Source organism: Pseudomonas pohangensis, assembly GCF_900105995.1.
In the GTDB taxonomy this organism is placed as follows: Bacteria; Pseudomonadota; Gammaproteobacteria; order Pseudomonadales; family Pseudomonadaceae; genus Aquipseudomonas; species Aquipseudomonas pohangensis.
On sequence record NZ_LT629785.1, the window covers coordinates 3359488 to 3373177 of the forward strand.

Consider the following 13690-nt stretch of genomic DNA (forward strand, 5'->3'; position numbering starts at 1 on the left):
CCCGGCTATGCAGAAGCAAAAGCCGGAAACGACAAGGCCGGGTTGCCCCGGCCTTGTCTGCTACAGCAACAAACCACGCGTTACTTGCTGCGCTTCATGGACATGAAGAACTCGTCGTTGGTCTTGGTGTCCTTGAGCTTGTCGAGCAGGAACTCGATGGCGGCGATTTCGTCCATCGGATGCAACAGCTTGCGCAGGATCCAGATGCGCTGCAGTTCTTCCGGATCGGTCAGCAGCTCTTCGCGACGGGTGCCGGCACGGTTGATGTTGATCGCCGGGAACACGCGCTTCTCGGCAATCCGCCGCTCCAGCGGCAATTCCATGTTGCCGGTGCCCTTGAACTCTTCGTAGATCACTTCGTCCATCTTCGAGCCGGTTTCCACCAGCGCGGTAGCGATGATAGTCAGCGATCCGCCTTCCTCGATGTTGCGCGCAGCACCGAAGAAACGCTTGGGCTTCTCCAGCGCATGGGCATCGACACCACCGGTGAGTACCTTGCCGGAGCTCGGGATCACGGTGTTGTAGGCACGCGCCAGACGGGTGATCGAGTCGAGCAGGATGACCACATCCTTCTTGTGCTCGACCAGGCGCTTGGCCTTTTCGATGACCATCTCGGCAACCTGCACATGGCGGGTCGGTGGCTCGTCAAAAGTCGAGGCCACTACTTCGCCGCGCACGGTACGCTGCATTTCGGTCACTTCTTCCGGGCGCTCATCGATCAGCAGGACGATCAGATGACACTCGGGGTTATTCCGCGCGATGTTGGCTGCGATGTTCTGCAGCATGATGGTCTTGCCGGCCTTTGGCGGTGCCACGATCAGGCCACGCTGGCCCTTGCCGATCGGCGAGCAGAGATCGATCACCCGACCAGTCAGGTCTTCGGTGGAGCCGTTGCCAGCTTCCATGACCAGACGCTTGGTCGGGAACAGCGGCGTGAGGTTTTCGAAGAGGATCTTGCTCTTGGCATTTTCCGGACGATCGTAGTTGATCGTGTCGACCTTGAGCAGGGCAAAGTAGCGCTCGCCTTCTTTCGGCGGGCGAATCTTGCCGACTATGGTGTCACCGGTGCGCAGGTTGAAACGGCGGATCTGGCTGGGCGACACGTAGATGTCATCCGGACCGGCCAGATAGGAGGAATCGGCGGAGCGCAGGAAGCCAAAGCCGTCCTGCAGAATCTCCAGCACACCATCGCCGGAAATTTCTTCGCCGCTTTTTGCATGCTTTTTCAGCAATGCAAAGATCACATCCTGCTTGCGCGAACGGGCCATGTTTTCCAGGCCCTGCTGCTCAGCGATTTCGAGCAGTTCGGTAATCGGTTTTTGCTTGAGTTCGGTCAGGTTCATGTATTGAGATTATTTAGAATTAGGGGGAGGCAAGCATTGAGCTTGGGAGGCCGCGGCGCGCGGGAAGCACTCTGGGCGCTTCGGGAAGCTATTGTGGGGGCGTCGGCGACGGCTTGCAGGAAGCAACCGCAGCAAGGGTTGCGAGCCGGAATTTAGCACCGGCCAGTGCAAGCGTCCAGCCCAGAACGCAAAAACCCCGCAATTAGGCGGGGTTTTTCTCTGAAATCACTCAGATATTGGCGTCGAGAAAGGCTGCCAACTGCGATTTGGACAAGGCACCGACCTTGGTTGCCTCGACATTGCCATTCTTGAACAGCATCAGGGTCGGGATGCCACGCACGCCAAATTTCGGCGGAGTATCCTGATTTTCGTCGATGTTCAGTTTGCACACCTTGAGCTTGCCCTGATAGGTCTGGGCAATTTCGTCGAGTACCGGTGCAATCATCTTGCACGGGCCGCACCATTCAGCCCAGTAGTCGACCAGAACCGCACCCTCTGCCTTGAGCACATCTTGCTCAAAGCTGGCATCGCTGACATTGGTGATGAAATCGCTCATAAAAATCTCCGCTACCGAAGCTGAAAGTGTGCGCCATGATAGCCCTCTCCACAGCCAATCGAAAGCCGCTATCGATTGAGCTTGACTATGACGCGGCGCAAATATCCCCATCAATTGACCGGTAACAATGAATTAACCTGCTGTGCGTTGGCTCTGGCCACCTATCGTGGCAGGATGTCGGAGTTAATGAATGGACGCTTGCGCATGCCTCGAACTGCCCCGGAAAACTTTCCCCTGATTGCCGCCATTGACCTTGGCTCCAATAGTTTTCACATGATTCTGGCCAAAACCGATCAGGGCGAGATTCGCGTCCTTGAACGTCTTGGCGACAAGATCCAGCTGGCTGCAGGCCTGGACGAACAGCGCCAGCTCAGCGAAGAAGCCATGCAGCGCGGCCTCGAGTGCCTGAGCCGCTACGCCCAGCTGATCACCGACCTGCCGCAGGGCGCCGTGCGGGTTGTCGGCACCAACGCCTTGCGCGAGGCGGTCAATCGCGACACTTTCATCCAGCGCGCCGAGGCCCTGCTCGGACACACGGTCGAAGTTATCTCCGGACGCGAAGAGGCCCGCCTGATCTATCTGGGGGTGTCGCACAATATGCCGGCATTCCAGGGCAATCGCCTGGTGGTCGATATCGGTGGCGGCAGTACCGAATTCATTATTGGCCAGAGCTTCGAGCCACTGATCATGGAAAGCCTACAAATGGGCTGCGTGAGTTACAGCCAGCGCCTGTTTCAGGATGGCAAGATCACCCCGGCACGCTATGGCCAGGCATATACCGCAGCGCGCCTGGAACTGATGCGCGTTGAGCAGGCCCTGCAGCGCCATGGCTGGCAGGAGGCCATTGGTGCCTCAGGAACCGTGCGTGCGATTGGTCTGGCGGTAAAGTCGGCGGGCCTGAGCAACGGTGAAGTGACCCTTGAAGGCATGACCTGGCTGAAGCGCAAACTGTTCAAGCTCGGCGATGTCGACAAAATCGACTTTGAAGGCGTCAAGAATGACCGCCGCGCCATATTCCCCGCCGGCCTGGCCATCCTTGAAGCGATTTTCGACGCCTTCGGCCTGCAACAGATGGTGCACTCCGAAGGCGCCCTGCGCGAAGGTGTGCTGTATGACCTGATTGGCCGGCTGCAGCATGAGGATGTTCGTGAGCGCACCGTATCGGCGCTGATGGAACGCTACCATGTTGACCCGGAGCAGGCCTTAAGGGTTGAAACCAAGGCGCTGGAGGCCTTGCAGCAAGTCGCCGGCGACTGGGATCTGCAGGAGGAGTGGCATCAGGAACTGCTGGTCTGGGCTGCCCGGGTTCACGAAATCGGTCTGGATATCGCTCACTTTCAATACCACAAGCATGGCGCTTACCTGATCGAGAACTCGGAGCTGGCAGGCTTCTCCACACAGGATCAGCAGATGCTCGCGCTACTGGTTCGCGGCCACCGCCGGGGCATCCCCAAAGATCGCTTCAGCGGCAGCGGCAGTGAAGGTGAAAAGCTGCTGCGACTATGCGTACTGCTGCGCTTTGCGATTCTTTTTCATCACATTCGCGGCAACCGTGAAGTGCCCGAAGTGCGCCTTCTGGCCAAAGCCCAGCAATTGAGCATCCGCTTTCCGCAAGGCTGGCTGGAGAATAACCCGCTGACGGTTGCCGACTTTGCCCAGGAAGCCGAGTGGCTGGCCAAAGCCGGATTCAACCTGCTGGTCAGTTGAGGCCGAGCTAACGGATTGGTAATCCGCTGCGGTTTTTGGGGCTGGCATTTACTTGAGTGCCGGACCTTGGCGCGTTCCCCTGCACTCGGCTAATGGTTTACTTGCGGTGCTTGCGCAGCGAGTCAAGAAAAGTGGGGCGCCCGGCGGGGCGCAAAAGTAACGCCCAGCCAGCCTCGATAGCCAGTCGAGCAAAGGACGCTAGTCAGAAACGGATTAGCAATCCAGTACCCCGCAGAACCCCACTAACGCGCCAGTGGCTTGCTCAGTTTTTCCAGCAACATCGCCTGCGCATCACGCGACAGCTGATTGCCGGTGGGCTGCTGGCGAATGTAGGTGCCATCGTTGTGCAGCACCCAGGCATGAGTGTTGTCGGCCAGATACATCTCAAGTTCCTTCTTGACGCGCAGGATGAGCTTCTTGCCCTCTACCGGGAAGCAGGTCTCGACCCGCCGGTCCAGGTTGCGCTCCATCAGGTCGGCACTGGACAGATACAGTGCCTCTTCACCGCCGTTGAGCACGTAGTAGATACGACTGTGCTCGAGGAAACGGCCGATCACCGAACGCACATGGATATTCTGCGAAACCCCCGGTACGCCCGGCCGCAGGCAGCACATGCCGCGCACGATCAGGTCGATCTTCACCCCGGCCTGGCTGGCCTTGTACAGCGCGCGGATGATCTTCGGATCCGTCAGCGAGTTGACCTTGAACATGATATGCGCCGGCTTGCCTTCTGCAGCAAAGGCTGCTTCCCGGGCAATCATGTCGAGCAGGGTTTTCTTCAGGGTGAACGGCGCATGCAGGAGCTTCTTCATGCGCAGGGTCTTGCCCATGCCGATCAACTGGTTGAACAGCTTGTGCACGTCCTCACACAAAATGGCGTCCGCTGTCAGCAGGCTGTAGTCGGTGTACAGCCGGGCATTGCCGGCGTGATAGTTGCCGGTACCCAGATGCGCATACTGGCGTAGCTCGGCACCTTCGCGGCGCAGAATCAGCAGCATCTTGGCGTGGGTCTTGTAGCCGACCACACCGTAGATCACCACGGCACCGGCTTGCTGCAAGCGGCTGGCCAGGGCCAGGTTGGATTCCTCGTCGAATCGCGCACGCAACTCGATCACCACCGTGACTTCCTTGCCGTTGCGCGCCGAATCCACCAGTGCATCGACAATTTCCGAGTTGGCCCCCGAGCGGTACAGGGTCTGCTTGATCGCCAGCACGTTCGGATCCTTGGCGGCCTTGCGCAACAGATCCACCACCGGGGTAAAGGATTCGAAAGGATGCAGCAGCAGGATGTCCTGCTTGGCCATCGCCTTGAACAGGTTATCGCTGTCCTGCAGCACCTTGGGAATGCTCGCGGCAAAGGGCTCGGACTGCAGTTCCGGCTGGCTTTCCAGGCCGGTCACGCTGAACAGCCGGGTCAGGTTTACCGGACCGTTGACCCGATACAGCTCGCTCTCGGCCAGGCCGAACTGCTTGAGCAGATAATCCGACAGCTGGTTCGGACAGGTATCGGCCACCTCCAGACGTACCGCATCGCCGTAGCGCCGCGAGAACAACTCGCCGCGCAGGGCGCGCGCCAGATCTTCAACATCCTCGGCATCCACCGACAAGTCGGCGTTGCGGGTCAGGCGGAACTGGTAACAACCCTTGACCGACATACCGTTGAACAGGTCATCGGCGTGGGCATGAATCATTGATGAGAGGAACACGAAATTGTCGCCAGGCCCGGCAACTTCCGGCGGCAGCTTGATCACCCGCGGCAACAGGCGCGGCGCCGGGATGATCGCCAGCCCCGAATCGCGGCCAAATGCATCCACGCCTTCCAGTTCGACGATGAAGTTCAGGCTCTTGTTCACCAGCAACGGGAACGGATGGGTCGGGTCGAGACCGATCGGTGTAACGATCGGCGCAATCTGCTCGCGGAAATAGCGTCCGACCCAGGTCTTGACCTTGGCCGACCAGTTGCGCCGGCGAATGAAGTTGACCTTGTGCTTGGCCAGCTTGGGCAACAGCACATCGTTCAGAGTGGCGTACTGGCGGTCCACCTGCTGGTGCACCAGTTCGCTGATGCGTGCCAGCGCTTGCTGCGGTTGCAGACCGTCGATACCTGCCTGCTCGCGGGCAAAGGTGACCTGCTTCTTCAGCGCCGCAACGCGAATCTCGAAAAACTCGTCGAGGTTGCTGGAAAAGATCAACAGGAACTTCAGCCGCTCCAGCAACGGATAGGACTCATCCAGAGCCTGCTCCAGCACACGGATATTGAACTGCAGCTGGGACAATTCACGGTGCAGGTACATGCCAGGGTCATCGACACCCGGAATCACCGGCGCCGGCACCGGTTCTGCCACTTCCGGCTCGGCAACCACCGGCAAAGCGGCACCGGCAACTAGTGCCTGGTCTGCCACCTCGACCTCGATTGCATCGGTAACTTCAACTTCTTGCTTGTTCATTACTGGTCCTGTGGGGTTGCTACCCCTGTTGCATGAGCTCGGCAGCCCGTTTGGCAAAATAGGTGAGAATTCCATCGGCGCCGGCACGCTTGAAGGCGGTCAGTGACTCAAGAATGACCGCTTCGCTCAACCAGCCGTTCTGGATTGCTGCCATGTGCATAGCGTACTCGCCGCTGACCTGATACACGAAGGTCGGCACACGAAATTCCTGTTTGACCCGCCAGAGAATGTCCAGATAGGGCATGCCCGGCTTGACCATGACCATGTCGGCACCTTCGGCCAGATCGGCCGCCACTTCGTGCAGCGCCTCATCGCCGTTGGCCGGGTCCATCTGGTAGGACAGCTTGTTGCCCTTGCCCAGATTGCCCGCCGAGCCCACCGCATCGCGGAACGGCCCGTAGTAGGCACTGGCGTACTTGGCCGAATAGGCCATGATCCGCACATTCGGGTAGTCGGCCAGCTCCAGGGCTTCGCGAATCGCCTGTACCCGGCCGTCCATCATGTCCGAGGGCGCCACGATCTGGGCACCGGCAGCGGCATGCGACAGGGCCTGTTTGACCAGTGCATCGACGGTGATGTCGTTCTGTACATAACCACTGGCATCGAGGATGCCGTCCTGGCCATGGGTGGTGAACGGATCCAGCGCCACATCACTGATGATTCCCAGATCGGGAAAGCGCTCGCGCAAGGCGCGAATCGCGCGCTGGGCGATGCCCTCCGGGTTCCATGCCTCGGCGCCATCCAGCGACTTCTTCTCCAGTGGCGTCACCGGAAACAAGGCTATCGCCGGAATGCCCAAGGCCACCAGCTGCGCAGCCTCCTCAAGCAGCAGATCGATCGACAGGCGCTCGACACCCGGCATCGACGGCACCGCTTCGCGGCGATTTTCTCCATCGAGCACGAACACCGGCAGAATCAGGTCATCGACACTCAGGCGTTGCTCACGGACCAGCCGCCGGGAAAACTCGTCGCGACGGTTGCGACGCAAGCGTGTGCCGGGAAACAGCCGATTGGCAGGCGTAATGCTCACAGGGACTCCAGAATCCGCAACACGGACATTAATGTGACATTCATATCCTCTTATTATGACCAATGCATGACACTGTTGTCGGCAGGCAACTGCGGAAAAACCGTTTTTTGCCACGCCGGGGAAAATCGAACTGTCCTTCCCAGTCACGACCCCAGCGGGTAGGCTGCGGGTTTTCAGCTACCCAGAGCGCCCCATGCTGCAAGCTTTCCTGCAAGACTACGGATACCTGGCGCTGTTCATCGGTACCTTCTTCGAGGGCGAAACCATTCTGGTAGTGGCCGGATTTCTTGCTTCACGCGGCTATCTGGATATCAACCTGGTGATGCTCACGGCGGCCAGTGGCGGTTACTGCGGTGACCAGCTGTGGTACTTCCTCGGACGCCGCAAGGGCCGCGAGATTCTGGCACGCAAACCGCACTGGGAGGCGCTGGGCGAAAAAGCCCTGAACCACTTGCGTCGCTATCCGGATATCTGGGTGCTGGGCTTTCGTTTCGTCTACGGTTTGCGCACGGTAATGCCGGTTGCCATCGGCATTTCCGGCTATCCGCCGCTGCGCTTTCTGCTGCTCAACGCACTCAGCGCCATCATCTGGGCAATTGTTCTGGGGACTGCGGCCTTTCATCTGGGCAGCGCCCTGGAGCTGTTGCTGGACGACATCAAGCACTATGAAATTCTGGTAATCAGCGCACTGATCATCATTGGCTGCGGGCTTTTCGGCTGGCGCCGCTTCCGCAACCGGCGCCCGTCCTGATCAGGCCGGCGCAGGCTCGCTGCGCCGCGGCAGCCAGACAAACATGCCGCTGAGCAGACTGTAGGCCAGCAACAGCAGCCAGGCCGTCTCGCCGGCCGCCACTATGCCGACCGACTGCAGCAACCACAGGGCCGGCACATTCAGCAGCAGACGGGCGAGTTCCAGCCAGCGCGCCAGCGGGCGGTTCTCCAGCCATACGCCTATCACGTACAAGCCAAAGGCAGCCCAGCACCAGCCGATCAGCAGATCAGCAAAGCCATGGCTGGCTGACACCATCAGCAGCCAGGTTATGCCCAGCACGTAGCCGGCAAACTGCAGCGCCGCATACAGCTTCTGCCCACGGCCGAGTGGCACGTCAAACTTCACGAAGTCACGCAGCTCATGCTTTTCCAGCGGATAGCGGGCGGCCACGTCAGCCGGACGCCAGCCGGTCGGCATGAACCAGATGCGCAGCTTGTCCCACCAGGAGCCGGCATGCACCGCATCGCGCCACAGTTGCGCATAAAAGTGCAGGTTGGCCCAAAGCGGATTCCAGCTGGCCAGCGGCGTGGTCACGCCATAGATCACCGGTTCTTCGTCCAGCTCTTCCTGAAAAGTTCCCAGCAGGCGATCCCAGATAATGAACACCCCGCCGTAATTGCGATCCATATAGCGCGGGTTTTGTCCGTGGTGCACACGGTGATTCGACGGCGTGATGAAAAACCACTCGAACCAGCCAAGTTTGGGGATGTGCCGGGTATGTACCCAGAACTGGTAGAGCAGGTTCAGTGAGCCAACGGTAATCAGCACCACGGGCGGAATACCGATCAGCGCCAGCGGCAGATAAAAAATCCAGCTGAGCAGAAAGCCGGTGCTGGTCTGGCGCAGGGCGGTCGTCAGGTTGTAGTCCTCGCTCTGGTGGTGCACCACGTGCGAAGCCCAGAACACATTGCGCTCATGACCGAAACGGTGACTCCAGTAGTAGCAGAAGTCATACAGCACAAAAGCCAGCACCCAGACCCAGGGCGATTCAAGGGAAAACTGGAACAGCGCAATCCGTTCCCAGATCAGCAGATAGACGATCAGCCCGAAGCCCTTGGTCAGCAGCCCGCTGGCCTGCGAGAGCACACCGGCGCTGAGGCTGTTGATGCTGTCTGCCAGCCGGTAGGTGCTGACCCCGCGCCAGCGGTCGGCGAGCAACTCCAGCGCAATCAGCAGAAAGAAAAACGGAATTGCATACAGCACGTAATTCATGATTTCCCCGTAGAGTTAGCGCCAGCCAGCGGCTAGGATGGCGTAAGTCCCAATCTGCATCCTAGCGCAACTCGGGAGTAAGGCATGCGGCAGGAAACGACAACCTGAAGGTCATTTGGCGACAATATGCGCAAATTGTTCAAATACAGCCTGATAGGCCTGACCTTGCTCAGCTGCGCCGCCCTGCTCGGCCTTTATCCCTATCGCGCCGCCCTGCTGCCACAGCCCGTGCAACCCGCGCAAATCAAGCAGCAACTGGCAGACCATCTGACCCTCTTCACGCCGCCGCAAGGCAGCGGCCCCTTTCCCACCGTGCTGGCCTTTCATGGCTGTGGCGGACAACGCCAGAGCATGGTCGACAACCTGAATAGCTGGCTGTTACCGGCCGGCTATGCCGTGCTGTTTGTCGACAGCTTTGCTGCACGCGGCATCCGGGACTGGCAGCCGGTCTGTGATGGCAAGCTGTTATGGGGCAACGAGCGGGCGCAGGATGTTTACGCCGCGCTGGAACTGGCCGCCGCCATGCCGCAAGTCGATGCCCGGCGCATGGCCGTCATGGGCTTCTCCCACGGCGGCTGGGCGATTCTGGACGCCCTGGCCTATGGCGGTGCAGCCGGACACGGCTTTGCCCGGCCGGATCCGGATGTGCTCAAACTGCTCCGCGCCGCCGTCACCTATTACCCTTTTTGCGGCTATCCGGCGCAACTGCGCATTGCCAGTCAGGCACCACACGACATTCCACTGCTGATGCTGCTGGCCGGCCAGGACAGCGTCACCGATCACCAGCAGTGCCTCGACAGCCTGGACGATCTCCAGCTGGACCAGATCCAGCTGGTGCAATATCAGACCGCCGACCATGTATTCGACCAGCCCAGCCCGATGAATACCTACCAGCCGGCCATCGCAGCAGACGCCCAGCAGAAGACCCTGGCATTTCTGCGCGAACGCCTGCAGCCCCCCCAGTGATCAGGAGAACCCCCATGCAGAAAAAAGTTGCGGTCATTCTTTCCGGTTGCGGCGTCTACGACGGCGCGGAAATTCACGAGAGCGTACTGACCCTGCTGCGCCTGGACCAGCGAGGCGCGCAGGTGCAGTGTTTTGCCCCGGACATTGCACAACTGCATGTAGTCGATCACTACAGCGGCGATGAAATGGACCAGACACGCAATGTGCTGGTGGAGTCGGCACGCATCGCCCGCGGCAATATCAAGAACCTGCATGAGCTGCATGTGGGCGATTTCGACGCGCTGATTCTGCCGGGCGGTTTTGGCGTGGCAAAGAACCTTTCCGACTTTGCCATCAGCGGCGCACTGTGCACCGTACAGCCTGACGTACTGACGGCCACCCAGGCCTTCGCCAAGGCCGGCAAGCCGATTGGCCTGATGTGTATCGCACCGGCCATCGCGGCAAAAATCTTCGGCGAAGGGGTGCACTGCACCATCGGCAGCGACCACGATACAGCTGCCGCCCTGCAGCAGATGGGCGCCCTGCATATGGAGTGTACGGTCGATGAGATCATCGTCGACGAACAGCATCGACTGGTTAGCACACCTGCCTACATGCTCGCCGGCCGCATCAGCGAGGCCGCCTCGGGCATCAACAAGCTGGTCGACCGCATTCTGGAGATGGTTGGCTAGGCAGGCGATTGCGCCAAAAAGCCGGACAAGCGCGTCCGGCTACTGGTTAGCACCGCAGCAATGCTGCAAGGTGAACGCAATCAGAGCAGCAGGACAGCGCAATGCACAGCACCCCAGTGGCAATCACCGACGAACTGCGCACGGCCATTACCGGTTATTTCGACCGTGTTCCGTTCAACCAGCTGCTCGGCCTGCAGCTTGAAGACATTTCCGCAGACAAGGTCAGCATGCTGATGCCGATGAAGAACGAGCTGATCGGCAATTACATCCACAGCATTCTGCATGGCGGTGCCATCGCCACCGTACTCGATGTGGTTGGCGGCGCCATGGCCACGATTGGCGCCCTGGGCCGTCACCAGCATTTGCCATTGGCCGAACGCATGCGCGCATTATCCAAGCTGGGCACCATCGACCTGCGCGTGGATTACCTGCGCCCGGGCCGTGGCGAAGGCTTCAGGGCCACCGCCGTGCTGCTGCGCTCGGGCAACAAGGTCGCGGTAGTGCGCTCGGAACTGCATGCTGTGGACGGCACGCTGATTGCCGTGGGCACCGGCACCTATCTCTGCGGTTGATGCTCAGGCGCGAGCCAGACGGGTAAGGATGCGATCCAGCGCATTGGCGAACGCCTGCTTGTCCCGCTCGCTGTAAGCGCCCTGCCCGCCGCCCGCCTGACCCTGCTCGCGCAGGTCGGTGAACAGATTGCGCACGGCCAGGCGCTCGCCCATGTTGTTGGCATCGAACTCGCGACCGCGCGGATCGAGTGCCGCCACGCCTTTCTTGATCAGCCGGTCGGCCAGCGGCACATCCGAGCAGATCACCAGCTCCCCCGGCACGGCATGTTCGACCAGATAGTCATCGGCAGCATCCGGACCACTGGGCACCACGATCAGGCGGACACAGGCGAACGCCGGTTTGCTCTGTGGCTGGCCGGCGACCAGCACCACCTGCAAGCCACGCTTGAGGGCAAACCTGACCAGCTGATCACGCGCCGGACGCGGGCAGGCATCGGCATCAATCCACACGCGCAACCCCGCCTGCGCCCCGCTCATTTCCCCGTCAGCTCCGCGCGCTGCCGTGACTGCCACCAGTCGCGGCCGTAAAACAGCGCAATCAGCAGCAACACCAGCGCCTGGGCTGACAGGCTGTAGCCATCCGGATGCACGCCCAGCCAGCCCAGCTCGATAAAGTGCAGCGGCTGCAGTGACAGCACGCCGGCCTCCTGCAGGGCCTTCACTCCGTGCCCGGCATACACCACCGCCAGGGCACACATGAGCACCGCGTTGACACTAAAGAAAGTGCCCAGCGGCAAGCGCGCGGCGCCACGCAGGATGATCCAGGCCAGGCCGAGCAGCAGCACCAGCGCAGTCAGCGCACCCAGCAGCACCCAGTTCTGCCCGCCCGGACCGGCCTGCAGCCACAGGGTTTCATAAAACAGAATGACCTCGAACAGCTCGCGGTAAACCGCGATGAAGGCCAGCATGGCAAAACTGAAACGGCCACTGCTGCCGAGCATCGACTGTTGCAGATAACCCTGCCAGGCGTCTGCCTGACGGCGGCCGTGCATCCACACGCCGACCCAGAGCAGCATGGCGCTGGCGAAAATCGCCGTGGAACCTTCCAGAACCTCGCGCTGGGCCCCGCCGATATCCAGCAGCCAGGCCGCCACCGCCCAGGTCAGCACCCCGGCCAGCAGGGCCAGGCCCCAGCCGACATGCACACTACGGGTCGCGTGCTGTTGCCCGGTCTTGTTCAGGAACGCCAGGATCGCCGCCAGCACCAGAATCGCCTCGACCCCTTCGCGCAGCAGAATCAGCAAGCTGGAAATGAAACTCAGCGAGGCCGACATGCCGCCTTGTGAGAGCAGTTCGGCCGAGCGCTGCAACTGCTGGTCTGCACTGGCCAGAGCCTGCGCCGCCTGCTCGACGGTAACGCCATCCTGCAGCGCCTTGCGATAAGCCATCAGCGCCCGTTCGGTGGCCTTGCGCTGTTCGGCATCAATATTGTTCAGGCCGCTCTCGACCAGTTCGAAGCCTTCCAGATAGGCGGCGACCGACAGCTCATAGGCCTTGGTCGCTTCACCGGCGCGGTAAGCGTCCAGGCTGGCTGCCAGCATCTTGCGGGTGTGCTCGACATATTGCCCGGCACTGCGTTTGGGTTGTGGCGGATGGGCGCGCTGGGCACGAAAGCGTGCTGCAGCCGCCTGATCCTGGCTGCTGGCGATTTCCGCCGGGGTTTTGCCGGCCAGCAAGGCAAGGCTGAAGGTTTCCCCTTCGTTGACCGGCGGCGCACTCAGGCTGGCGATATAGCTGGCCAGATCCCAGCGCTGCAGCTCGTCCAGCTGGTCGGTAAAACCGGCCATTTCCGTGCCGTCCACGCCCAGCCCGATGGTGTTGTAGATGTCGTACAGGCTCAACTGGTCAAGCCGTGCCTGATCACGCAGATTGGATGGCGCCGGAAGCATGCCGACGGCTGCCGGGCCGTCACCCGCGCCACTGGCGCCGTGACAAACGCTGCAATTCTCGGCAAACAGTGGCGCCCCGCGCGCCGGGTCCGGACTGATGGCCGGCGCCTGCTGCACCTGATACAGATCGACCAGTTCGGCGGCTATCTGGCGTGCCTGGCGGGCGACCGCGGCGCCGTCCTGACGCTGGCGAATGGCTTCATCCAGCTGATGCAGTTCCTGCTCCAGCCTGGCCCGTCCGGGCTTGGCCGGCAGACTGGCCAGCAGCCCTTGCAGGACAACCATGAACTCCTGCTGCTCAAGGTACTCCGGTTCATCGATTACCTGCCCGGCGGAGACGGTGCGCGGGTAGTCTGCGCCGATATAACCGAGCAGATGCAGGGCGCGCGCACTGTCATTCTGCGGGGCTGCCAGCAACGGCAAGGCCGTGCAAATCAGCAGGGCCGAGAGGCAGCGTGTCACAATAAATCTGGTAGCAATCATGACCCAATCACAAATAAGAATTGATATCGTCTGATTGTACGC

12 protein-coding genes are annotated in these 13690 nt (G+C 60.8%); 5 read left to right on the forward strand and 7 right to left on the reverse strand.

Annotation, left to right across the window (positions count from 1 at the left end):
* Positions 1-80 precede the first annotated feature (80 nt).
* Both rho and trxA read right to left on the reverse strand, forming a co-directional pair.
* Positions 81-1343, reverse strand: a complete 1263-nt coding sequence (gene rho / locus BLT89_RS15615) for a transcription termination factor Rho (RefSeq protein ID WP_090197526.1) — start codon at positions 1341-1343, stop codon at positions 81-83.
* A 229-nt stretch (positions 1344-1572) separates the two neighbouring features.
* Complete coding sequence (trxA, locus tag BLT89_RS15620) at positions 1573-1899, reverse strand: thioredoxin TrxA (RefSeq protein WP_090197527.1); 327 nt, start codon at positions 1897-1899, stop codon at positions 1573-1575.
* Positions 1900-2103: 204 nt separating this feature from the next.
* Here trxA and ppx point away from each other — a divergent pair, with 204 nt between their 5' ends.
* Positions 2104-3606 carry an exopolyphosphatase gene (gene ppx / locus BLT89_RS15625; RefSeq protein WP_090199115.1) on the forward strand — a complete coding sequence of 501 codons (1503 nt, stop codon included), beginning with the start codon at positions 2104-2106 and terminating at the stop codon, positions 3604-3606.
* Positions 3607-3848: 242 nt separating this feature from the next.
* Here ppx and ppk1 read toward each other — a convergent pair whose 3' ends face one another.
* Positions 3849-6053, reverse strand: a complete 2205-nt coding sequence (ppk1, locus tag BLT89_RS15630; protein ID WP_090197530.1) for a polyphosphate kinase 1 — start codon at positions 6051-6053, stop codon at positions 3849-3851.
* Between the two features lie 19 nt (positions 6054-6072).
* On the reverse strand, positions 6073-7083 hold the full coding sequence (gene hemB / locus BLT89_RS15635) for a porphobilinogen synthase (protein WP_090197531.1): 1011 nt from the start codon (positions 7081-7083) through the stop codon (positions 6073-6075).
* Between the two features lie 193 nt (positions 7084-7276).
* Between hemB and BLT89_RS15640 the strand changes: the two genes are divergently transcribed.
* Positions 7277-7834, forward strand: coding sequence for a DedA family protein (locus BLT89_RS15640; RefSeq protein ID WP_090197534.1), 558 nt, complete (start codon positions 7277-7279; stop codon positions 7832-7834).
* Here the strand turns inward: BLT89_RS15640 and BLT89_RS15645 are convergent, their stop codons facing one another.
* Positions 7835-9067, reverse strand: a complete 1233-nt coding sequence (locus tag BLT89_RS15645) for a sterol desaturase family protein (protein WP_090197537.1) — start codon at positions 9065-9067, stop codon at positions 7835-7837.
* A 126-nt stretch (positions 9068-9193) separates the two neighbouring features.
* Between BLT89_RS15645 and BLT89_RS15650 the strand changes: the two genes are divergently transcribed.
* The 3 genes from BLT89_RS15650 to BLT89_RS15660 all read left to right on the forward strand — a co-directional run bounded on the left by BLT89_RS15650 (position 9194) and on the right by BLT89_RS15660 (position 11276).
* Complete coding sequence (locus BLT89_RS15650; protein WP_090197540.1) at positions 9194-10033, forward strand: dienelactone hydrolase family protein; 840 nt, start codon at positions 9194-9196, stop codon at positions 10031-10033.
* 14 nt (positions 10034-10047) lie between these two features.
* Positions 10048-10704: an isoprenoid biosynthesis glyoxalase ElbB gene (elbB, locus tag BLT89_RS15655; protein ID WP_090197543.1), complete on the forward strand. Its 657-nt coding sequence runs from the start codon at positions 10048-10050 to the stop codon at positions 10702-10704.
* A 101-nt stretch (positions 10705-10805) separates the two neighbouring features.
* A complete protein-coding gene (locus BLT89_RS15660) occupies positions 10806-11276 on the forward strand; it encodes a thioesterase family protein (RefSeq protein WP_090197546.1) in 471 nt (156 codons plus the stop codon).
* A gap of 3 nt (positions 11277-11279) precedes the next feature.
* On the opposite strand, the gene BLT89_RS15665 is transcribed toward BLT89_RS15660, so the two are convergent.
* On the reverse strand, positions 11280-11732 hold the full coding sequence (locus BLT89_RS15665) for a YaiI/YqxD family protein (protein WP_090199118.1): 453 nt from the start codon (positions 11730-11732) through the stop codon (positions 11280-11282).
* Between the two features lie 17 nt (positions 11733-11749).
* Positions 11750-13648 carry a cytochrome c/FTR1 family iron permease gene (locus BLT89_RS15670; protein ID WP_090197548.1) on the reverse strand — a complete coding sequence of 633 codons (1899 nt, stop codon included), beginning with the start codon at positions 13646-13648 and terminating at the stop codon, positions 11750-11752.
* Positions 13649-13690 lie beyond the last annotated feature (42 nt).

What these genes read in the sequence shown, in the direction of transcription:
- BLT89_RS15640 (WP_090197534.1), top strand. Translation starts at nt 7,277, where the DNA reads ATGCTGCAAGCTTTCCTGCAAGACTACGGATACCTGGCGCTGTTCATC.
- BLT89_RS15670 (WP_090197548.1), bottom strand. Translation starts at nt 13,648, where the DNA reads ATGATTGCTACCAGATTTATTGTGACACGCTGCCTCTCGGCCCTGCTG.
- trxA (WP_090197527.1), bottom strand. Translation starts at nt 1,899, where the DNA reads ATGAGCGATTTCATCACCAATGTCAGCGATGCCAGCTTTGAGCAAGAT.
- BLT89_RS15660 (WP_090197546.1), top strand. Translation starts at nt 10,806, where the DNA reads ATGCACAGCACCCCAGTGGCAATCACCGACGAACTGCGCACGGCCATT.
- BLT89_RS15650 (WP_090197540.1), top strand. Translation starts at nt 9,194, where the DNA reads ATGCGCAAATTGTTCAAATACAGCCTGATAGGCCTGACCTTGCTCAGC.
- rho (WP_090197526.1), bottom strand. Translation starts at nt 1,343, where the DNA reads ATGAACCTGACCGAACTCAAGCAAAAACCGATTACCGAACTGCTCGAA.
- elbB (WP_090197543.1), top strand. Translation starts at nt 10,048, where the DNA reads ATGCAGAAAAAAGTTGCGGTCATTCTTTCCGGTTGCGGCGTCTACGAC.
- ppk1 (WP_090197530.1), bottom strand. Translation starts at nt 6,053, where the DNA reads ATGAACAAGCAAGAAGTTGAAGTTACCGATGCAATCGAGGTCGAGGTG.
- BLT89_RS15645 (WP_090197537.1), bottom strand. Translation starts at nt 9,067, where the DNA reads ATGAATTACGTGCTGTATGCAATTCCGTTTTTCTTTCTGCTGATTGCG.
- ppx (WP_090199115.1), top strand. Translation starts at nt 2,104, where the DNA reads ATGCCTCGAACTGCCCCGGAAAACTTTCCCCTGATTGCCGCCATTGAC.